Here is a 20182-nt window from a genome sequence, read left to right as displayed (position 1 = left end):
ACTGTTTCACGAAAGCCGTATGTGATGTTTCGCGCCAAATTATCGGTCCCTACCTGGATCGCGCTCGGCTTAGCGGCCATGCTTGCAGCCGGCTGCTCTTCCACCAAGGAAGACAAGACCGCGAGCTGGAGCCCCAACCGCATTTATTCCGAAGCCAAGGACGAGGTCGGATCGGGTGCCTACGACAAGGCCGTGCCGCTCTACGAGAAGCTCGAAGGCCGCGCCGCCGGCACGCCGCTCGCGCAGCAGGCCCAGCTGGAAAAGGCCTATGCCCAGTACAAGTCGGGCGAAAAGGCGAACGCCATCGCCACCATCGACCGCTTCATGAAGCTGCATCCGGCCAGCCCGGCGCTGGACTACGCGATCTACCTCAAGGGCGTGATCAACTTCAACGACGACCTGGGCATGTTCGCGTTCCTGACGCGCCAGGACCTGTCCGAGCGCGACCAGAAGGCCGCCAAGGAATCGTTCGAGTCCTTCAAGGACCTGGTCACGCGCTTCCCCGATTCGCGCTATGCACCCGACTCGCGCCAGCGCATGAACTACATCGTGAACTCGCTCGCGCAGTACGAAGTTCACGTAGCTCGCTACTACTACACGCGCGGCGCCTACCTGGCCGCCATCAACCGGGCGCAGATCGCACTGGCCGACTACCGCGAAGTGCCGGCGCTCGAAGAAGCCCTGTACATCATGGTGAAGTCGTACGACGCACTGGGCATGAAGGAACTGCGCGACGACGCGCAACGCGTGCTGACCACCAACTACCCGCAAAGCACCTACCTCGCCAACGGCTTCCGTGGCAAGGACGATCCGTGGTGGAAGGTCTGGTAAGCCGGAACAGCCTGCCGGCTTGACACCCGGCATTGCTTGCCTCTGAATTCAGCCTCCTTCGGGAGGCTGATTCGTTTCAGGGCTTGAGTGCTTCCAACGCGGCGTTGAAATCCGATTCGTTGTCCAGGCGCCGCATCGGCGGCAGTGCCGCCAGCAGCCGGCGCCCGTAGCCCATCGCGACCAGGCGCGTGTCGCAGATCGCCAGCACGCCGCTGTCGGTTTCGCGCCGGATCAACCGCCCTGCCCCCTGCTTCAGCGCCACGGCCGCTTCGGGCAGCGAGTAGTCGCTGAACGAGCTGCGGCCCTGCGCTTCGAGGCGCTGCGAGCGTGCCTCGACCAATGGATCGTTGGGCGGCGGGAACGGCAGCTTGTCGATCACCACCAATTGCAGGGCATCGCCCGGTGCATCGAAACCCTCCCAGAACGAGGCCGACGCCACCAGCACGCAGCCCGCGCGCCCCCCGCTTGCGCCTTCGCGAAAGCGGTCCATCAGCACGCGCTTGGGCAACTCGCCCTGCACCAGCACCTCAGGCCGCAACTCGGCTTCAAGCAGCTCGAACTGCTGCTTCATTGCATCGCCAATGGTGCGCAAGGCACGCAGCGTGGTCGTCAGTACCAGCGTGCGGCCACCCAGTTCGGTGGCGCCATGCGCGGCCAGTTGCGCAACGCGCTGGCTGTGCGCGGGATCGTTCGGCTTCGGAAACGCACGCGGCACGTACAGCGCGGCCTGCGATGCGTAGTCGAACGGGCTCTGCACGCGCAGCACCTCCGCATCGCGCAGGCCGCATGGTTCGGTGAACCAGCGCAGCGTGGGCTCGTCGCCCAGCGTGGCCGAGGTGAAGACCCAGGCCCGGCCACCATCTTCCGGCGGCGGTGGCTCCTCGCGCGCGATCTCCTCGCCATAGGCATCGACTTCCAACTCGGCCTCGGGGTCGGCGATCTTGAGCACGCGCTTGCGCATGGCATCGGCAATGTCGAGCGGCGACTCGATCAGCCGCAACTGCGAACCCACATCGACCCAGCGCACCGAGTCGACCTCGCAGGGCAAGGCAAAGCGCGCCGTGCGCTTGGCGAGCTGCCGCGCGCGCTCGTGCAGGCGCACGAAGTCGGGCGAGATTTCGCTCACCGTGTCGAGCCCCTCGGCCGCCAGCTCGAAGGAATGCTGCAGGTCGTCGAGCGATTGCTGCCAGGCATCGGGATCGATGCCTTCCGGCGAAGGCCCGAGCCAACGCAGCTTGGTGCCGGGCCATTGCTTGCCCACAACCAGCCGCAGTTCGCGAGCGGCGCGCTCGACACCCGCCACCAGCTGCTGCCAGTCGACCAGCCCGCGCGCGTGCTGCAGGCCCGCACCGAGCATGTCGCGCGCGAAGTCGAGTGCCTGGCCGCTGCCGAGCTGCGCGCCGAGAAACTGCACGCCGGTTTCGTTGAGCTGATGGGCTTCGTCGAACACCACCACGCTGACCGTCGGCAGCAGCTCCGCCATGCCGGTCTCGCGCACCGCGAGGTCGGCAAAGAACAGGTGATGGTTGATGACCACGATGTCGGCCGCCAGCGCCTCGCGCCGCGCCAGGTTGACGTGGCACGGCTTGAACTGCGGGCACTGCGCGCCCAGGCAGTTTTCGCGCGTGGACGTGATCAGCGGAATCAGCGGCGAACGCTCGTCGAGTCCCGGCAGTTCGGCCAGGTCGCCGGTGCGCGTGGCCTTCGACCATTGCTCGATCTTGGCGAGCGTGCGCAGGCTGCCACGTTCGGGCAGTGATGCATCGTGGCGCGCCGTGTCGAGGCGGTGCAGGCACAGGTAACTGCCGCGCCCCTTGAGCAGCGCCGTTCGCACGGGCAGCCCGAAAGCTTCGACCAGCCGCGGCAGGTCGCGGCCGAACAGCTGGTCTTGCAGCGTCTTGGTGGCGGTCGACAGCAGCACGCGCTCGCCGCTCAGCAAGGCCGGCACGAGGTACGAAAAAGTCTTGCCCACGCCGGTGCCCGCTTCGACCACCAGCACGCCGCCCTGGTCGATGGTGCGGGCCACCGCCATGGCCATTTCGGTCTGGCCCGAGCGTTCGCGGAACTGGTCGGCGGCACGCGACAGAGCACCTTCCGGCGCGAAGGCTTCGCGCACCTTGTCCTCGAGGCTTTCGGTCACGCGGGTTCTCTCGGGTCGAGCATGTTTTCGACGCGCGTGATCTGGTCGCGCAACGCGAGGCGGCGCTTTTTCAGGCGCCGCAGCAGAAGCTCGTCTTGGGGCGAGGCCTCGGCCAGCCGGTCGATGGTGGCGTCGAGATCGGCATGCTCGATGCGCAGTTCGATCAGCTGGCGGGAAAGGGAGTGAAGATTGGAGTCCAACGGTGGGGAGCGAACGCAGTTTTCGCGTCGCATGTTCATTCGATAATACGTCCTGACCCGAATCTCCGAGAAGACAGAAAACGCGCTACAGGCGCATATGCCTCATGACTCAAGGCTTTCGACTTGCCGCGGCCACCGGACTCCACAAGGGTGACCGCCCCTACCAGCAGGACCAGGTGCTGCTGATGAGCCATCCGCGCGTGCCCGGCTGCGTGCTGGGCGTCGTCGCCGATGGCATGGGCGGGCGCAGCGGTGGGCGCAAGGCGTCCGACCAGGTGCTGATGACGGCACGCCAGCTCTTCACGCGCTACCAGCCCGGCCGCGACGATCCCGAGCTCGTGCTCAGGCAGATGCTGGAAGACTCGCACACGGTCATCAAGCTCACCGCCATCTCGAGCGAGCAGGAGCCGCACAGCACGCTGGCAGCCTTCCTGATGAACCCGAAGGGCGACTGCGCGTGGATTCATGCGGGCGACTCGCGCATCTATCACTTCCACGACGGCCAGCTCATCAAGCGCACGCGCGACCATTCGTACGTACAGGCACTGATCGACCGGGGCCAGATCAGCGAAGCCGAGGCCAACATCCATCCGCAGGGCAACATCCTGCTCGGCTGCCTGGGCATGACGACCACGCCGCCGCCCATCGACCCTCACTACATTCCGAAGATGGAACCGGGCGACCTGCTGATGGCCTGCAGCGACGGGCTCTGGCACTACTTCAGCCCCGAGGAGCTGGCGAGCGTGCTCTACGCGCAGCCGCCGCGCGATGCCGTTGAAATCCTGGTGGGAGAAGCACGCCGCCGGGCCCGTGGCACCGGCGACAACATTTCGATTGCCGTGCTGAAGCTCGATACGCTGCCAGCGGCCGTCGCCTGATCGACGCGCCGCCCCGCGCTTCGCTCAAGGCGCTGGCGGCGGTGGCAGCGGCGCACCGCGCGGCTTGCTGCGGTCGATGTTCTGGCGCTCGCGACTGGCCCGGTGCTCCGCGGCCCTTCTCTGCTTGTCTTCATAGCGCGACACCGCGGCCGGCGCTTCGGCCTGGCGCTGCGCGGCCTTGGCCTGCTCGTCGGCGTTGGCCTGCTTCTTGGACTCGAACTGGCGCGCACGCTCGGCCGACTCCGCTGCCGTGGCGGCCCGGCTGGTCGCATGGTCCGTGGAGCGTTGCTCGCGGTCTTTCTGGTTCTGGATCGACTGGTCGCGCTTCTCGCGTGAATCTTCGGGGCGCGGCGTGCTCGCCTTCTTGTCCAGCTTCTGCAACTCGGCAGCACCACTGCGCTGGCGCTGGATGTCGTTGATCGCCGTTTCCTGCCGCTTGATGTTGTCGGTTTCCGTGCGGCGCCGGTCGCGGCTCTCGCGCAGGCAGTCTTCGACCGCGAACTTCTTGTAGCAGGCGGTTCGCTCCTGCACGAAGCGCTGCTCGATGACCGCGCGCTCGGCGGAAAGCCTGTTGCGCTCGGCCGCCAGGTCGGCGCTGCCCGACGCCGCATTGGACTGCGCCCAGAGCGGAAGGCTGGCCAACGACATCAACAGGGCAAGTGCGATTTTTTTCATGTGAGTCGGGTGTCGACGATGCGGCGTTCGAGGGCAAGGAACTCGCTCGACTGCATTTCAGTGAGCCGGGAAACCGTGCGCGGAAACTCGTGCGCCAGCGGCCCCTCGGTGTACAACGCCTCGGGCGGAACCTCGGCCGACATGATGAGCTTCACGCGGCGGTCGTACAAGACGTCGATCAGCCAGGTGAAACGGCGCGCCTCGGAAGCCATGCGCACCGGCATGTGCGGCACGTCGGACAGCAGCACCGTGTGGAACTGGCTGGCAATTTCAAGGTAGTCGTTCTGCGAGCGAGGACCGCCGCACAGCGTCTTGAAGTCGAACCAGACCACGCCACCGGCCTTGCGCCGTGCGCGAATCTCGCGCTGCTCGATGTGCAGCACCGGGTTTTCGTCGGCCGTCTCGGCCAGCTTGTCGAAGGCCTTGCGCATTTCCTTTTCGGCCGACGCGTCGTTCGGCGTGAGGTACATGCGCAGTTGCTCGAGCGTGCGGCGCCGGTAGTCGGTGCCGTTGTCCACGCTCAGCACTTCGAGCTTTTCGTTGAGCAGCGCAATCGCAGGCAGGATGCGGTCGCGGTGCAGCCCGCCGGGATACAGGTCGTCGGGCTTGAAATTGGAGGTGGTGACAAAGCCCACGCCGTTCTCGAACAACGCCACCAGCAGCCGATGAAGAATCATCGCGTCGGTGATGTCCGCGACGTGGAACTCGTCGAAGCAGATCAGCTTGTAGCGCTTGGAAATTCGCAATCCAAGCTCGTCGAGCGGATTGACCGTGCCCTGCAGCTCGCGCAGCTCGCGGTGCACTTCGCGCATGAACTCGTGAAAGTGCAGGCGCGTCTTGCGCCGAAGCGGCACGGCGTTGAAGAACAGGTCCATCAGGAAGCTCTTGCCCCGCCCGACGCCGCCGTACATGTACACGCCGCGCGGCAGCTCGGGCCGGTTGATGAACTTCTTCAGCGCATTGGAACGCTGGGCCTTGTAGTCGGCCCATTCGCGCGCGCAGCGGTCCAGCGCCTCCACGGCGCGCAGTTGCGCCGGATCGCTGTGGAACCCGCGCGCGGCGAGTTCCTTTTCGTAAGCCTCTTTGACGCTGGTCAATGGATCAGCGCGTTCAGAAGTTGAGCGTGCGCTTGTCCACGGCGAGTGCCGCTTCCTTGGTGGCTTCCGACAGCGACGGGTGCGCGTGGCAGATGCGTGCGATGTCTTCGGCGCTGGCCTTGAACTCCATGGCCACCACGGCTTCGGAGATCAGCTCGCTGACCTGCGGGCCCACCATGTGCACGCCCAGGATCTCGTCGGTCGTGGCATCGGCCAGGAACTTGACCATGCCGGTCGTGTCGCCCAGCGCGCGTGCGCGGCCGTTCGCCAGGAACGGGAAGGTGCCAGCCTTGTAGGCGCGGCCTTCGGCCTTGAGCTGCTGCTCGGTCTGGCCGACCCATGCGATTTCCGGGTGCGTGTAGATGACCCACGGCACGGTGTTGAAGTTGACGTGTCCGTGCTGGCCGGCAATGCGCTCGGCCACGGCAACGCCCTCTTCTTCGGCCTTGTGCGCCAGCATCGGGCCGCGCACCACGTCGCCGATTGCCCAGACGTTCGGCAGGTTGGTCTTGCAGTCGCCGTCGACGTTGATCGCACCGCGCTCGTCGAGCGCAAGGCCCACGGCTTCGGGGTTCAGGCCGATGGTGTTGGGCACGCGGCCGATCGAAACGATCAGCTTGTCGGCGTCCAGCGTCTGCGCTTCGCCCTTGGCGTTGGTCCAGGCGATGGACACGCCCTTCTTGCCCGACTTGATCTCGCCGACCTTCACGCCGAGCTCGATCTTCAGGCCCTGCTTGTCGAACGCCTTCTTGGCTTCCTTGGCGATCTGCTCGTCCACCGCGCCCAGGAAGGTCGGCAGTGCTTCGAGCACCGTGACTTCCGAGCCGAGGCGGCGCCACACCGAGCCCATCTCCAGGCCGATGACGCCCGAGCCGATCAGCGCGAGCTTCTTGGGCACGGCGCCCATGCGCAGCGCGCCGTCGTTCGACAGGATGTTCTCTTCGTCGAATGCGGCACCCGGCAGCGCGCGGGCATTGGAGCCCGTCGCCACGATGATGTGCTTGCCGACGATGGTTTCTTCGGCCGCACCCGCGACCTTGATTTCGTAGCCGCCTTCAGCGGCCTTCACGAACGAACCGCGGCCGTGGAACGAGGTGATCTTGTTCTTCTTGAACAGGTAGGTGATGCCGTCGTTGTTCTGCTTCACGACCTGGTCCTTGCGGGCCAGCATCTTGCCGATGTCCAGCGACAGGCCCGACACGTTGATGCCGTGGTCCGCAAAGCCGTGGCCGGCGTGTTCGAAGTGCTCCGACGATTGCAGCAGCGCCTTCGAGGGAATGCAGCCGACGTTGGTGCAGGTGCCGCCGAGTGCGGGGCCGCCCTTGGCGTTCTTCCACTCGTCGATGCAGGCCACGTTGAAGCCGAGTTGAGCGGCGCGAATGGCGGCGATGTAGCCGCCGGGGCCGCCACCGATGACGATGACATCGAATTGCTTGGTGGTCATTTGATTTCCGAAAATTTAGTGATGAATGCGCCGCACCATTTCGATGTGCGGTATCCCGTCTTCGTCGTAGGGCTCGCCCACTGTGGCAAAGCCTGCCGACTCATACAACTTTTGCAGATACGCCTGTGCGCCAATCCGCAACGCGGCGTTTGGCCAGAACCGGTCCGCATGCAGGAGCCCCTTGTTCAAAAGCTCTTGCCCGAGGCCCCGGCCACGGTACGCAGTGCCCGTGAGCACGCGTCCGATCGAGGCCTCTTCGTACGACACGCCGGGTGGCAGCAGCCGCAGGTACGCAGCCAACTGCGGCAGGCCCTGCGCACCGTCCACGCCGTCCACACTGTCCATTGCGAAGAGGTGGTGCGCCTGCGCGTCCTTGCCGTCCGGATCGAGGTACACGCAGCGCTGCTCCACGACAAAGACCTCGCTGCGCGCCGACAGAATCGCGTAGAGCTCCGACGCCGTGAGAGCGTCGAAAGGCTTGCAATACCACTCCATCGGCAGCGCGCGTGGATCAGATGTCGAACAAGAGGCGCGACGGATCTTCCAGCGCTTCCTTCATGGCGACCAGGCCCAGCACGGCTTCGCGGCCGTCGATGATGCGGTGGTCGTAGCTCATGGCCAGGTAGTTCATCGGGCGGATGACGATCTGGCCGTTTTCGACCACGGCGCGGTCCTTGGTGGCGTGCACGCCCAGGATGGCCGACTGCGGCGGGTTGATGATCGGCGTCGAGAGCATCGAGCCGAAAGTGCCGCCGTTCGAGATCGAGAACGTGCCGCCGGTCATTTCTTCAATGCCCAGCTTGCCGTCTTGCGCCTTCTTGCCGTACTCGGCAATCTTCTTCTCGATGTCGGCAAAGCTCATCTGGTCGGCGTTGCGCAGGATCGGCACTACCAGGCCACGCGGCGAACCGACAGCAATGCCGATGTCGAAGTAGCCGTGGTACAGGATGTCGTTGCCGTCGACCGAGGCGTTGATCACCGGGTACTTCTTGAGCGCGTGCACCGCGGCCTTCACGAAGAAGCTCATGAAGCCGAGCTTCACGCCGTGTTCCTTGGTGAACGCGTCCTGGAACTTCTTGCGCAGGTCCATGACCGGGGCCATGTTCACTTCGTTGAAGGTCGTGAGGATGGCGTTGGTCGATTGCGATTGCAGCAGGCGCTCGGCGATGCGGGCGCGCAGGCGGCTCATCGGCACGCGCTGTTCCGGGCGCTCGCCCAGGTCGGGTGCGCCAGCCGATGCCGCGACTTGCGGCAGCGCGGGCTTGGCGGCCGGCACGGCAATGGTGGCCGCGGGCTTGGCGCCAGCAGCAACCGCGCCGAGCACGTCGCCCTTGGTGACGCGGCCGTCCTTGCCGGTGCCTGCAACGTCGCCGGTCTTCAGGTTGTTGTCGGCCAGCAGCTTGGCGGCGGCGGGCATGGCAACGTCGGACTTCGAACCACCGGTGGCAGCGGCTGCCGCGGCGGCCGGCGCAGGTGCGGCTGCAGCCGGTGCTGCTGCGGCGGCGGGTGCTGCTGCCGGCGCGGCGGCTGCGCCCTTGCCTTCGGTGTCGATCTTGGCGATGAGCTGTTCGGCCACCACGGTGGCGCCATCGGGCTGCACGATTTCGGTCAGCACGCCGGCCGAGGGGGCAGGCACTTCGAGCACGACCTTGTCGGTCTCGATCTCGATCAGGATTTCATCGACGGCGACGGCATCGCCGGCCTTCTTCTTCCAGGTGAGCATGGTGGCTTCGGCCACGGATTCGGAAAGCTGGGGGACTTTGACTTCTACGATAGACATTTGGAGTGAGCTCCGTTTTGTTCTTGAAGGTGTTCGTGTGAAAAGGGACGGGTTTTACTTGGTCAGCACGAAGCCCTTGAGCTTGCCAAATGCGCCATCGACGAGCGCCTTCTGCTGTTCCTGGTGCAGGTGCGAGTAGCCGACCGCGGGCGATGCCGAAGCGGCACGGCCGGAGTAGCCGAGCTTCTGGCCTTCCTGCATGTTTTCGTGGATGTAGTGCTGCACGAAGAACCAGGCGCCCTGGTTCTGCGGTTCGTCCTGGCACCAGACCACATCGACGAGGTTCGGGTACTTCTTGATTTCGGCGGCAAACGCCTTGTGCGGGAACGGATACAGCTGCTCGACGCGGATGATCGCCACGTCGTCGGTGCCCTGCTCTTCGCGCTTCTTGGCCAGGTCGTAGTAGACCTTGCCCGAACAGGCGACCAGGCGCTTGACCTTCTCGGCCTTCAGGCCCTTGCTGTCAGGAATGACGGTCTGGAAGCTGCCCTTGGTGAACTCGGCCAGCGGCGAGGTGGCGTCCTTGTTGCGCAGCAGCGACTTGGGCGTCAGGATGATCAGCGGCTTGCGCAGGTTGCGCACCATCTGGCGACGCAGCACGTGGAAGATCTGGCTGGCCGTGGTGGGCTGCACCACTTGCATGTTGGTGTCGGCGCTCAGCTGCATGAAGCGCTCCAGGCGTGCGGAGCTGTGCTCGGGGCCCTGGCCTTCGTAGCCGTGCGGCAGCATCATGGTCAGGCCGTTGACGCGGCCCCACTTCACTTCGCCCGAAGCGATGAACTGGTCGATCACCACTTGGGCGCCGTTCACGAAGTCGCCGAACTGGGCTTCCCAGATGACGAGCGTGTTCGGGTCGTTCGAGGCGTAGCCGTATTCGAACGCGAGCACGGCTTCTTCCGACAGGATCGAGTCGATGACGACGAACGGTGCCTGGTTTTCAGCGACGTTCTGCAACGGCGTGTAGGTGCCGGTGTCGAACTTCTCGCGGTTCTGGTCGTGCAGCACGGCGTGACGGTGCGTGAACGTGCCACGGCCCGAATCTTCGCCCGACAGGCGCACCGGGTAGCCGCTGGCCACCAGCGAGGCGAAAGCCATGTGCTCGCCCATGCCCCAGTCGACGTTCACGTCGCCGCGGCCCATGGCGGCGCGGTCGTCCAGCACCTTCTTCACGAGCGGGTGCACCGTGAAGCCGGCCGGCACCGTGGTGATCTTCTCGGCCAGGCGCTTCCATTCGGTGGACGGAATGGCGGTGTCGCCGGCGTCGGTCCACTTCTTGTTGAGGTACGGGCTCCAGTCGACGGCGTACTTGCTCTTGAAGTTGGTGAGCACCGGGTCGACGGTGTTCTTGCCTTCGTCAAAAGCCGCGCGCTGCGCCTTGACCATGTCGTCGCCGAGCGTGTCGCCCAGGCCTTGAGCGGCCAGCTTGTCGGCGTACAGCTTGCGCGTGCCGGGGTGCTGGGCGATCTTCTTGTACATGAGCGGCTGGGTGAGCGAAGGCGTGTCTTGCTCGTTGTGGCCCAGCTTGCGGAAACAGATGATGTCGACGACCACGTCCTTCTGGAATTCCATGCGGAAGTCCAGCGCGAGCTGGGTGGCCAGCACCACGGCTTCGGGGTCGTCGCCGTTCACGTGCAGCACCGGCGCCTCGATCATCTTGACGATGTCCGAGCAGTACAGCGTGGAGCGGCTGTCGCGCGGGTCGCTGGTGGTGAAGCCGATCTGGTTGTTGATGACGATGTGCACCGTGCCGCCGGTGGAATAACCACGGGTTTCGGCCAGCGCCAGCGTTTCCATCACGACGCCCTGGCCTGCGAAGGCGGCGTCGCCGTGAACGATCACGGGCAGCACCTGCTTGCCCAGCGGATCGCCGCGGCGGTCCATGCGGGCACGCACCGAGCCTTCGACCACGGGGTTCACGATTTCAAGGTGCGAGGGGTTGAACGCAAGGCTCAGGTGCACCGGGCCGCCGGGGGTGGTCACGTCCGAGCTGAAGCCCTGGTGGTACTTGACGTCGCCGCTGGGCAGGTCTTCGGGGGCGGTGTGATCGAACTCGGCGAACAGGTCGGCCGGCATCTTGCCGAGCGAGTTGACCAGCACGTTCAGGCGGCCGCGGTGGGCCATGCCGATCACGATTTCCTGCACGCCCTTGACGCCTGCCTGGTTGATCAGCTCGTCCATCGCGACGATGAAGCTTTCGCCGCCTTCGAGCGAGAAGCGCTTCTGGCCGACGTACTTGGTGTGCAGGAAGCGCTCGAGGCCTTCGGCCGCGGTCAGGCGGTTGAGCACGTGCTTCTTCTGCTCGGCGTTCAGCTTCGGGTTGGTGCGTGCGCTTTCGAGCTGCTGCTGCCACCAGCGCTTGTGGTTCTGGTCGGTGGTGTACATGTACTCGGCACCCATCGTGCCGCAGTACGTTTCACGCAGTGCATTGAGCAGGTCGCGCAGGGACATGGTGTCCTTGCCGAAGAATGTGTTGCTGGTGTTGAACACCGTCTCGAGGTCGGCATCGGCAAAGCCGTAGAACGAGGGCTCGAGTTCCGGAATGGCGGGACGCTCGGCACGCTTGAGCGGGTCGAGGTCGGCCCAGCGGGCGCCGACATTGCGGTAGGCGGCAATCAGCTGCTGGACGGCGGTGCGCTTGCGGCCGAGTTCGGAGTCGGCACCGCTGGCCTGCACGACCTTGGTCGTGCCCTGCTTCGCGCGTTCGGCGAAAGCATTGATGACCGGCAGGTGGGGCACGTCGCGGGTGTTGGTGCCGTCGGCCGCGGGAACGTTCTGCAAGGCGTCGAAATACGAACGCCAGTTGTCAGGCACGCTGCCGGGGTTGGAGAGATAGTTTTCGTACATCTCTTCGACATAGGGCGCATTGCCGCCGAAGAGGTAGGTGTTGCCTTGATAGGCGGTGTACGCCGTGGGCGTAGATGAATCGCTCATGATCCGCTGACCTTCGCTTCCCTGAAGGAAGCACTAGCTGGTTAAGAAACCTTCCGCGACACGGCTGAACCGGTTGGCGGATGCGACTGTGGCTGGGGAAGGGCCTGAGTACCTTGGCATTGTGCCACGTCAACCATATGACGGTTCACGCGGGCTTCGCAACCCCATCCCCTGCTCATTCAGACCGAAGAAAGTAACTGTTTGATCTGCTGCAGCGTGGCGGGGTCGTCGATGGTGGTCAGGTCGCCCGGGTCGCGCTGCTCGCACACGGCCTGGATGGCGCGCCGCAGCAATTTGCCGCTGCGGGTCTTGGGCAGGCCGGTGACGAAGCGCACGCGGGCCGGCCGCGCCAGAGCGCCGAGCTGGTCGGCCACGACTTTCATGATCTCGCCTTCGAGCCTGAGTGCCGCGTCGGCATCGGTCGCGGCGAGCCCGTCCTTGGTCACCACGAAAGCCATCGCCACCTGGCCCTTGAGCGCGTCGGCCACGCCGACCACCGCGACTTCGGCCACGTTGGCATGACCCGAAATGCTCTCTTCGATCTCGCGCGTGCCCAGGCGGTGGCCCGCCACGTTGATCACGTCGTCGGTGCGGCCCAGGATGTAGAAGTACCCGTCTTCGTCGCGAATGCCCCAGTCGAAGGTCGAATAGACCATCTTGCCCGGCACGCTCTTCCAATAGGTGTTGACGAAGCGCGCGTCGTCTTTCCATACCGTCTGCATGAAGCCCGGCGGCGTCGGGCCTTCGACCACGACAACACCCTTCTCGTTGGCCCCCGTGAGTTCTTCGCCGGTCGACTCGTGCAGGATCTTGATGCGGTAGCCGTACATCGGAACACCCGGGCTGCCGAACTTGCTGGCCTTGGGCTCGACACCGTTGGCAATGGTGATCATCGGCCAGCCCGATTCGGTCTGCCAGTAGTTGTCGATGATCGGCACGCCCAGGCCCTCGCTGATCCAGCGCGCAGTCGGCTCGTCGAGTGGCTCGCCGGCCAGGAACAGCGCGCGCAGGGTCGACAGGTCGTATTTCTTCAGCAGCGCCGGGTCTTGCTTCTTGAGCACGCGCACCGCGGTGGGCGCGCTGAACATCACCGTCACCTTGTACTTCTCGACCAGGCGCCACCAGATGCCGCCATCGGGCTGCTGGTCGATGCCCTGCGTGGGCAGCCCCTCGTACATGATGGTCGCCATGCCCGCGATCAGCGGGCCGTAGACGATGTAGCTGTGGCCCACCACCCAGCCGATGTCGCTGGTCGAGAAATAGGTTTCGCCCGGCCGTCCGTCGAAAATGTGCTTCATGCTCGCGGCCAGCGCCACGGCGTAGCCGCCCACGTCGCGCTGCACGCCCTTGGGCTTGCCGGTGGTGCCGCTGGTGTAGATGGTGTAGCTGATGTCGGTGGACGCCAGCCACGTACAGGGCACCTGGGCATCGAGGTGCTTTTGCCGGAGTTCGCTGGCCAGGTGGTCGCGGCCCGCAGTCAGGTCCATGGGCGCCAGGCCCCGGTCCGTCAGCAAGACGGCGTCGGGCTTGTGCTTCGACAACCGGATCGCCTCGTCGAGCAGCGGCTTGTACGCAATGACCTTGCCGCCGCGCGAACCGGCGTCGGCACTCACGACCACCTTGGGTTCGGCATCCTCGATGCGGGTGGCCAGCGAGCCGCTGGCGAAACCGCCGAACACCACGCAGTGGATCGCACCGATGCGCGCGCAGGCCAGCATCGCGAAAGCGGCTTCCGGGATCATCGGCATATAGATGAGCACGCGGTCGCCCTTGCCCACCCCGAGCTCGATCAGGCTGGCGGCCGTGCGCTGCACCTCGGCGTGCAGCTCCTTGAAGCTGTAGCTCTTCTCGACGCCGGTTTCGGTGGAAACGAAGATCAGCGCCGCCTGGTCGCCCCGATCGGCCAGATGCCGGTCGACGGCGTTGTGGCACAGGTTGGTGGTGCCGCCGACGAACCAGCGTGCAAATGGCGGCTGGCTTGCATCGAGGATCTGCTGGGCGGGCGTTCCCCAGTCGATCAGCCTGGCCTGCTCGGCCCAGAAGGCCTCGGGCGCATCCACGGACTGGCGGTAGAACTCTTCGTAGCGGCTCATCGGGATCTGTCTCCTGTTCTGTATGTATTCCGTTCCGGCGACCTCGCCAAAAACTGAATTCATAATTATGGAGACCGATCTTGCAGCAAGCTGACGACCGGAACAATCCGGCCCAGCCCCACATTCCGGGGGCGGACCCGACTCAGTGGATCAGCGGATCAGGGCTTGCAGATCGCGGAATGCCGGATGTTCGGCGGTGCGCAGCCATTCGAAGCCGACCATCTCGGTGGTCACCAGTTCGGCGCCGGCACCGGCCAGCCGGTCGAAAGCCGCATCGCGGTTGCGCTCGGTGCGCGAGCTGCAGGCGTCGGTGACGACCCAGACCTCGAACTCGTCTTCCAGCAGATCGAGCGCCGTCTGCAGCAGGCAGACATGGGCTTCGCAGCCGGCGATCACGATGGTGTTGCGCTCTTCCGCCGCGGCGGCGGGCTTCTGCAGATGCTTGGGCAGGCTGCGGGCATTGCCTTGCGGCACGGCCTTCGCCGGGGCGCGCAGCCATTCGCCGAGCCCTTCTTCCACGCCGCTGAAATGCATCTTGGCCAGGGTCTTCTTGCACAGCGCGCGGATGTCCGGCAGGTTCTCGCCCAGCTTGGACGGGTTCTGCTCGGTGCCCCATACGGGCACGTCGACCCACTGCGCCATGGTCGCGAGGCGCACGGCGTTCTTCGCAACAGCCTCGTTCTCGAAGACCGCCGGCATCAGGCGCGCCTGGTAGTCGACCAGCACGAGTTGGGATTGCGAGGCATCGAGCAGCATGAACAGTGTCTTTCAGGTATCGGTTGAGTTGGGCTGAACCGTACCACCGAAAAGATCGGGTTGGCCGGCTGCCGCGGGCTCCGCCGCATCCTCGTTGATCGCAACGGTGGCTGATCGCAGTGTCAATTGCGCCAGGTATGTCTTGAACAAGGCATCGGCCGACTGCCTGAACATGCGGATGCGGCCGGTGTACTGCATCAGCAGCAGGCCGACACCGTGCGCAAAAAGCGCCGTGTTTTCCTGGAGCGCGAGCTCCGCGCCGAGGCCCAGCGCCCGAAGCGCTTCTTCGCAAGGGTGCAGCGCGTCATACAGACGGTCGTTGAGTTCGTGGTCCAGCTCGCTGGTCAGCCCGCGGGGCCGCATGCCGTGCACCAGGTAGAAGCCCAGGTCGAGGTCGCGCGGGTTCGCCGCATAGAAGTCGAACCAGGCCTGCGCCTTGGCCGCCAGGGTCTTGTCGGGCCGGCTGCTGAACACCTTCGCTTCGGCCACTGCGGCCTGCAGGCGCAGCAGCGATTCGTCGAGCAAGGCCGCATAGATCGCCTCCTTGCTCTCGAAGTACGAGTAGATGGCGCCCGGCGTGTAGCCCGCCTTTTTGGCGATCTCGCGGATGCTCGCGCCCTCGATGCCGGCCTCCGCAAACACTGCTCGCGCGGCATCGAGCACCAGCGCGCGGCGGGTGTCGGCAAGGGTCTGGCGGCGCTGGAGCTTGGCATGCATGGGCGGCACTATAGCGCCGAGATTGAGCTGTCGATCAATTTTTCAAACGTTGATCTAAGTATTGAACGATGTTCAAATATTTGTGTCTACGATCAATTGAACCGAAAAACACTGGAGACAACACCCGATGAACGCCCCACTTTCCGCCGCCACCCTCATGTCCGGCGCCGACTACCGCGAGTCGCTGCGCCGCTACCGCCCCACCGTGTTCGTCGACGGCCGCCGCGTCGAGAGCGTGGCCGACGAAGCCGCCTTCCAGCCCGGCATCAATGCCATCGCCCTCACCTACGACTACGCCCTGAAAAAGGAATACGAGCCCCTGATGACCGCCGTGCAGCACACCAGCGGCAAGCGGGTGAACCGGCTCTCGCACCTCAACACCAGCTCGGGAGACCTGCTCAACAAGCTCGAAGCCGTGCGGCTGGTCTGCCAGGAAACCGGCTGCGCCCAGCGCTACCTGACGCACGACGCGCTCAATGCCATCGCCCAGGTGTCGGCCCGCATCGACGACGCGCGCGGCAGCACCGAGCACACGGCCCGCTTTTACGAGTACCTGCACCGCATCCAGGACGAAGACCTGACGCTCGGCGTCGCCATGACCGATGCGAAAGGCGACCGCAGCCGGCGGCCGCACGAGCAGGCCAACGTCGACAGCTACCTGCACGTGGTGGAGCGCAACGCGCGCGGCATCGTCATTTCGGGCACCAAGGCCATCGTGACCGGCGCGCCCTATGTGCATGAACTGCTGGTCATGCCCTGCCGCAACATGGGCAAGGAAGACGCCGACTTCGCCGTCTGCTGCGCCGTGCCGCTCGACGCACCCGGCCTCACCATCGTCGCGCGCCCGGCCGGGCGTCCCGGCGAAAAGCTGGAGCACGGCGACGCCCTGTTCAGCCGCAAGTACGGCCAGAGCACTGGCGTGTGCATGTTCGACCGGGTCTTCGTGCCATGGGAGCGCGTGTTCTACGCCGGGGAGTGGGAACACTCGGGCCACCTGACCTACAGCTACGCCACGCACCATCGCCACAGCTGCATCGGCGCCCGCGCCGGCTTCGGCGACCTGCTGATCGGCGCCGGCGCGCTCATGTGCGAGGCCAACGGCTTCGACCCCGGCAAGGAAAGCCACCTGCGCGAGCAGATGGTCGAGCTCATCACCATCACCGAGAGCTTTTTCGCCTGCGGCGTGGCGGCCAGCGTCTACGGCAAGGCCGACGAGCACTGCGAAGTCTTCATGCCCGACCCGGTGTTCAGCAACATCGGCAAGCTGCTGCTGGCCACGAAGATCTACGACATGCACCGCATCGCCCACTACGTGAGCGGCGGCCTGATCGTCACCCTGCCCGGCCCCGACGAAGACCACAACCCCGAGACCGCCGCCCGCTTGTCCGACGTGCTGCGCGCCAACCCGGCCATTCCCTATGAGCAGCGCATCGAGACGGCGCGCTTCATCGAAGACCTGACGGCCGGCTATCAGGGCGGCTGGTACAGCGTGATCAGCCTGCACGGCGGCGGCTCGCCGGCGGCCATGAAACAGGAGATCTGGCGCAACTACCCGGTCGGCTCGAAGGTCGAATTGGTGGAACGCATCCTCGAACGCGGCATCGCGGCCGACGGATCGCCCGCCGCCGCGCCGCACGACCCCGCACGCGCCATCACCCGGAACCGCCAGCCCGGCAAGTGCTGCGACACCGGCTGCACCACGCCGGGCCAGCCTGTGATGGTCGACCTGCCGGCCTCGCTGCGCACCTAAACTGCGCCGGATGAAGACCTTTTTCTCGAAGAAGCGGCTCAGCCTGGCGGCCCTGGGGCTTGGCGCCACGCTGCTGGTGCTGGGCTGCGGCGGCGTGCGCAAGACCGCGGTGCCCATGGCGACCAGCTTCGAGAAAAGCAGTTGCGCCCGCAACATCGACACGCTGCTGGTGATGCTGCCCGGCGCCTATTCGACGCCCGACGAGTTCGAGCGCGAAGGCTTTGTCGCGGCCTTGCGCAACAACCGGGTGGCGGCCGACGTGGTGCTGGTCGATGCGCACCTGGGCTACTACAACGACAAGTCCATCCTCGAGCGCCTGAGCGCGGACGTGATGACGCCAGCGCGCAGCCAGGGCTACAAAAATATCTGGCTCGTCGGCATTTCGGTCGGCGGCTTCGGCGGGCTGCTCTACGCGCAGACGCACCCCGGCGAACTCGCGGGGCTGGTGGCGCTCGCACCCTACCTCGGCGAACGGGGGTTGAGCACCGACATCGCCAATGCCGGTGGCGTTGCGCGATGGAAAGGCCCGCTGGTCGACCCCGCCGAAGCCGCGCCGCGTACGCCCAACGAAACACAGCTGTGGCAATGGCTGCGCGGCTATGTCGGCTTCACGCAGACCGCGGCGGCCAGGCCTCCGCTCTACCTGGGGTATGGCACAGACGACCGCTTTGCCTTCAGCCATCGCCTGCTTGCCGGTGCGCTGCCCGCGGAGCGCGTTTTCACGACCGAAGGCGGCCACGACTGGCCGGAGTGGAAACGCCTGTGGCTGCGCATGCTTCCCACGCTGCCGCTGCCGGGCTGCCCCGTCTAGAGGGACATTCGCGCTGGTTCAGTTCGGTCGCAGGCGCAGCAGCTTGCCGTCAGCCTCGTCGGTGAGCACGTAGAGCAGCCCGTCCGGCCCCTGCTTCACATCGCGGATGCGCGCCCTGCCCTCGGCCAGCAGCTTGTGCTCGGCCACCACCTTGCCACCCTTGAGCTCGATGCGGTCGAGATAGCCGAACTTGAGCGAGCCCACGAACAGGTTGCCCTTCCACGCCCCTCCGTAGCGATCGCTCGTCAGGAACGCCATGCCGGAAGGCGCAATCGACGGCACCCAGTAATGCAACGGCTGCTCCATGCCGTCCTTGGCGGTGATGCCGTCGCCGATCTTGCCGCCGCCGTAGTTCTCGCCATAGGTGATCACGGGCCAGCCGTAGTTGCGGCCGGCTTGGGGAATGTTGATTTCGTCGCCGCCTTGCGGGCCGTGCTCGGTCATCCAGAAACGGCCGTCGGGCGCGAGCGTGCCGCCCTGCCCATTGCGATGGCCGTAGCTCCAGATCTCGGGCAACGCGCCGGGCTTGCCGACGAAGGGGTTGTCTTTCGGCACGGAGCCATCCTTGGCAATGCGCACGACCTTGCCCAGGTGGTTGTCGAGCTTTTGCGCGTCTTCCTTGCGGCTGAAGCGATCGCCGAGGGTGAGAAACAACGTGCCATCGCGCGCCTCGACGATGCGGCAGCCGAAATGGTTGCGACTGGCCACCTTGGGCTGCTGGCTGAAGATGATCTTCAGGTCTTCGAGCCGCGTGCCGTCCGCTGAAAGATTGGCGCGCGCGAGCGCCGTGCTGTTGGCGGAACCGCTGGCATCCGGCTCGGAAAAGCAGAAGTACAGCGTGCGGTTCTTCTCGAAGCCGGAATCGGCCAGCACGTCGAGCAGGCCGCCTTGTCCGCCTGCCGCAATGGCGGGCAGCCCAGTGATGGGTGCGCCGATCTTTCCGTCGGCACCGACGAGTCGCAGGCGCCCAGGCCGCTCGGTGAGCACGAAGCGGCCGCCCGGCAGGAAAGCCACGCCCCAGGGGTTTTCAAGGCCGGAAGCGACGGTTTCTGGGCGCACTTGCGCCATGGCAGTGACACAAAACCCCAGGCTGGCAACAAAGACAAGACGTCGTACGACACCAAAAGGCACGGGGCTCTGCAAGTTCATGGGTTTTCCGGGTAGTTGACGCGATCTTGGCGAGAAATAGCGACCGAATCCAGCATGCCAACTATTTCACACACCACCGCGAGGCCCATTGGCAGCCAATCACTTATGGGCCATAAACGTCCACCGTTACATTTTTTCTTCCGCGGGATCGAGAATTTCCATGTAAATCAATGACTTACATATGCAATCGCTAATTCAGATTAAATTGACATAACCGCGCGTCATCAATATCCTACGCGCCATGCGTTTTTTCGTCCTACCCGCGTCCCTCCTGTTTGCTCTCGCTGCCCACGCAGCCCCTCCACAGGACCGATCCGATGACGAGATGGCCCGCGTGCTCGCCGACAGGGGTCTGGTCGGGCAATTCCAGCAGGTCCGTCAAACCGTCGCCGAACGAACTTCCGACCTGGTGGTCACGGCCATCGGTTTCCTTGGCGTCCCCTATCGCCGCGGCGGCAATACGGCGGAAGCCGGCTTCGACTGCAGCGGTTTCGTTCGCGCGATGTACAACCAGACGGTGGGCCACATGCTCCCGCGCCGCGCCGAAGAGCAAGCCGCCGCAACCGAAAAGATCGATCGCAGCCAACTGAAGCCGGGCGACCTGGTGTTCTTCAACACGATGCGTCGCGCGTTCAGCCATGTCGGCATTTATGTCGGCGAAGGCAAGTTCATTCACTCGCCCCGCTCCGGCGCACAAGTTCGCGTGGAAGACATGAACGGCAGCTACTGGCAACGTCGCTTCGACGGTGCGCGTCGTGTGCTCAACGGCCCGACGGAAGAAGTGAAGGCGGCAGCGGTCGCGAACACCGGCAACTGAACGGTCCTTGCTGACTTGTCCCGAAACCCGCCGCCAGCGGGTTTTTGCTTTTGTGCTCGGGCGTTTGGAACGTTGCTGCCTGGGTTCGGGAGCGGATGCGGGGTCATTCTTGG

17 protein-coding genes are annotated in these 20182 nt (G+C 65.2%); 5 read left to right on the top strand and 12 right to left on the bottom strand.

All coding sequences use genetic code 11. The annotated features are described in order from the left end of the window. Positions 1 to 24: 24 nt before the first annotated feature. Positions 25 to 831 (top strand): outer membrane protein assembly factor BamD, encoded by an 807-nt coding sequence (locus tag DBV14_RS22195; protein WP_124462137.1) that lies wholly within the window; start codon positions 25 to 27, stop codon positions 829 to 831. A gap of 76 nt (positions 832 to 907) precedes the next feature. Here the strand turns inward: DBV14_RS22195 and DBV14_RS22190 are convergent, their stop codons facing one another. Together DBV14_RS22190 and DBV14_RS22185 are read right to left on the bottom strand one after the other, a co-directional pair. Continuing rightward, positions 908 to 2971: an ATP-dependent DNA helicase gene (locus tag DBV14_RS22190; protein ID WP_124462136.1), complete on the bottom strand. Its 2064-nt coding sequence runs from the start codon at positions 2969 to 2971 to the stop codon at positions 908 to 910. Then, positions 2968 to 3171, bottom strand: a complete 204-nt coding sequence (locus DBV14_RS22185) for a YdcH family protein (protein ID WP_041943815.1) — start codon at positions 3169 to 3171, stop codon at positions 2968 to 2970. Before DBV14_RS22185 ends, DBV14_RS22190 begins: the two co-directional genes overlap by 4 nt. Positions 3172 to 3275: 104 nt before the next feature. On the opposite strand from DBV14_RS22185, the gene DBV14_RS22180 reads away from it, so the two are divergent. Next, positions 3276 to 4049 carry a PP2C family serine/threonine-protein phosphatase gene (locus DBV14_RS22180; RefSeq protein WP_124462134.1) on the top strand — a complete coding sequence of 258 codons (774 nt, stop codon included), beginning with the start codon at positions 3276 to 3278 and terminating at the stop codon, positions 4047 to 4049. A 24-nt stretch (positions 4050 to 4073) separates the two neighbouring features. On the opposite strand, the gene DBV14_RS22175 is transcribed toward DBV14_RS22180, so the two are convergent. From DBV14_RS22175 to DBV14_RS22135, 9 genes are all read right to left on the bottom strand, one after another. Then, the gene (locus tag DBV14_RS22175) at positions 4074 to 4724 is read right to left on the bottom strand and encodes a hypothetical protein (protein WP_124462132.1); all 651 of its coding nucleotides are present in this window, start codon (positions 4722 to 4724) and stop codon (positions 4074 to 4076) included. Next, the gene (gene zapE / locus DBV14_RS22170; RefSeq protein WP_124462130.1) at positions 4721 to 5821 is read right to left on the bottom strand and encodes a cell division protein ZapE; all 1101 of its coding nucleotides are present in this window, start codon (positions 5819 to 5821) and stop codon (positions 4721 to 4723) included. The genes DBV14_RS22175 and zapE overlap by 4 nt, the downstream gene beginning before the upstream one ends. A gap of 13 nt (positions 5822 to 5834) precedes the next feature. After that, a complete protein-coding gene (gene lpdA / locus DBV14_RS22165; RefSeq protein ID WP_124462128.1) occupies positions 5835 to 7265 on the bottom strand; it encodes a dihydrolipoyl dehydrogenase in 1431 nt (476 codons plus the stop codon). A 15-nt stretch (positions 7266 to 7280) separates the two neighbouring features. Beyond that, a complete protein-coding gene (locus tag DBV14_RS22160; protein ID WP_124462126.1) occupies positions 7281 to 7760 on the bottom strand; it encodes a GNAT family N-acetyltransferase in 480 nt (159 codons plus the stop codon). 16 nt (positions 7761 to 7776) lie between these two features. Further along, the gene (gene odhB / locus DBV14_RS22155) at positions 7777 to 9045 is read right to left on the bottom strand and encodes a 2-oxoglutarate dehydrogenase complex dihydrolipoyllysine-residue succinyltransferase (RefSeq protein WP_124462124.1); all 1269 of its coding nucleotides are present in this window, start codon (positions 9043 to 9045) and stop codon (positions 7777 to 7779) included. Positions 9046 to 9099: 54 nt separating this feature from the next. Continuing rightward, positions 9100 to 11976, bottom strand: coding sequence for a 2-oxoglutarate dehydrogenase E1 component (locus tag DBV14_RS22150; protein ID WP_124462122.1), 2877 nt, complete (start codon positions 11974 to 11976; stop codon positions 9100 to 9102). Between the two features lie 179 nt (positions 11977 to 12155). Continuing rightward, positions 12156 to 14132, bottom strand: coding sequence for a propionate--CoA ligase (locus DBV14_RS22145; protein ID WP_260397179.1), 1977 nt, complete (start codon positions 14130 to 14132; stop codon positions 12156 to 12158). Between the two features lie 87 nt (positions 14133 to 14219). Beyond that, positions 14220 to 14825 (bottom strand): isochorismatase family protein, encoded by a 606-nt coding sequence (locus DBV14_RS22140; RefSeq protein WP_124462118.1) that lies wholly within the window; start codon positions 14823 to 14825, stop codon positions 14220 to 14222. Positions 14826 to 14837: 12 nt separating this feature from the next. After that, the gene (locus DBV14_RS22135; RefSeq protein WP_124462116.1) at positions 14838 to 15542 is read right to left on the bottom strand and encodes a TetR/AcrR family transcriptional regulator; all 705 of its coding nucleotides are present in this window, start codon (positions 15540 to 15542) and stop codon (positions 14838 to 14840) included. A 127-nt stretch (positions 15543 to 15669) separates the two neighbouring features. Here DBV14_RS22135 and DBV14_RS22130 point away from each other — a divergent pair, with 127 nt between their 5' ends. Together DBV14_RS22130 and DBV14_RS22125 are read left to right on the top strand one after the other, a co-directional pair. Continuing rightward, positions 15670 to 17292: a 4-hydroxyphenylacetate 3-hydroxylase family protein gene (locus tag DBV14_RS22130; protein ID WP_124462114.1), complete on the top strand. Its 1623-nt coding sequence runs from the start codon at positions 15670 to 15672 to the stop codon at positions 17290 to 17292. A 10-nt stretch (positions 17293 to 17302) separates the two neighbouring features. Further along, a complete protein-coding gene (locus tag DBV14_RS22125) occupies positions 17303 to 18103 on the top strand; it encodes an alpha/beta fold hydrolase (protein WP_124462113.1) in 801 nt (266 codons plus the stop codon). 18 nt (positions 18104 to 18121) lie between these two features. Here DBV14_RS22125 and DBV14_RS22120 read toward each other — a convergent pair whose 3' ends face one another. Continuing rightward, a complete protein-coding gene (locus DBV14_RS22120) occupies positions 18122 to 19171 on the bottom strand; it encodes a PQQ-dependent sugar dehydrogenase (RefSeq protein WP_260397178.1) in 1050 nt (349 codons plus the stop codon). 322 nt (positions 19172 to 19493) lie between these two features. Between DBV14_RS22120 and DBV14_RS22115 the strand changes: the two genes are divergently transcribed. After that, positions 19494 to 20069, top strand: a complete 576-nt coding sequence (locus DBV14_RS22115; RefSeq protein WP_124462111.1) for a C40 family peptidase — start codon at positions 19494 to 19496, stop codon at positions 20067 to 20069. Positions 20070 to 20182 lie beyond the last annotated feature (113 nt).

The organism is Variovorax sp. KBW07 (genome assembly GCF_003852515.1).
Taxonomy (GTDB): domain Bacteria; phylum Pseudomonadota; class Gammaproteobacteria; order Burkholderiales; family Burkholderiaceae_C; genus Variovorax.
This window is presented reverse-complemented; position numbering and strand designations above follow the sequence as displayed.

Excerpts from the sequence above, each read along its gene's own strand:
- DBV14_RS22195 (WP_124462137.1), top strand. The coding sequence starts at position 25 with ATGTTTCGCGCCAAATTATCGGTCCCTACCTGGATCGCGCTCGGCTTA.
- DBV14_RS22180 (WP_124462134.1), top strand. The coding sequence starts at position 3,276 with ATGACTCAAGGCTTTCGACTTGCCGCGGCCACCGGACTCCACAAGGGT.
- DBV14_RS22175 (WP_124462132.1), bottom strand. The coding sequence starts at position 4,724 with ATGAAAAAAATCGCACTTGCCCTGTTGATGTCGTTGGCCAGCCTTCCG.
- lpdA (WP_124462128.1), bottom strand. The coding sequence starts at position 7,265 with ATGACCACCAAGCAATTCGATGTCATCGTCATCGGTGGCGGCCCCGGC.
- DBV14_RS22160 (WP_124462126.1), bottom strand. The coding sequence starts at position 7,760 with ATGGAGTGGTATTGCAAGCCTTTCGACGCTCTCACGGCGTCGGAGCTC.
- odhB (WP_124462124.1), bottom strand. The coding sequence starts at position 9,045 with ATGTCTATCGTAGAAGTCAAAGTCCCCCAGCTTTCCGAATCCGTGGCC.
- DBV14_RS22150 (WP_124462122.1), bottom strand. The coding sequence starts at position 11,976 with ATGAGCGATTCATCTACGCCCACGGCGTACACCGCCTATCAAGGCAAC.
- DBV14_RS22145 (WP_260397179.1), bottom strand. The coding sequence starts at position 14,132 with ATGAATTCAGTTTTTGGCGAGGTCGCCGGAACGGAATACATACAGAAC.
- DBV14_RS22140 (WP_124462118.1), bottom strand. The coding sequence starts at position 14,825 with ATGCTGCTCGATGCCTCGCAATCCCAACTCGTGCTGGTCGACTACCAG.
- DBV14_RS22135 (WP_124462116.1), bottom strand. The coding sequence starts at position 15,542 with ATGCATGCCAAGCTCCAGCGCCGCCAGACCCTTGCCGACACCCGCCGC.
- DBV14_RS22130 (WP_124462114.1), top strand. The coding sequence starts at position 15,670 with ATGAACGCCCCACTTTCCGCCGCCACCCTCATGTCCGGCGCCGACTAC.
- DBV14_RS22125 (WP_124462113.1), top strand. The coding sequence starts at position 17,303 with ATGAAGACCTTTTTCTCGAAGAAGCGGCTCAGCCTGGCGGCCCTGGGG.
- DBV14_RS22120 (WP_260397178.1), bottom strand. The coding sequence starts at position 19,171 with ATGGCGCAAGTGCGCCCAGAAACCGTCGCTTCCGGCCTTGAAAACCCC.
- DBV14_RS22115 (WP_124462111.1), top strand. The coding sequence starts at position 19,494 with ATGCGTTTTTTCGTCCTACCCGCGTCCCTCCTGTTTGCTCTCGCTGCC.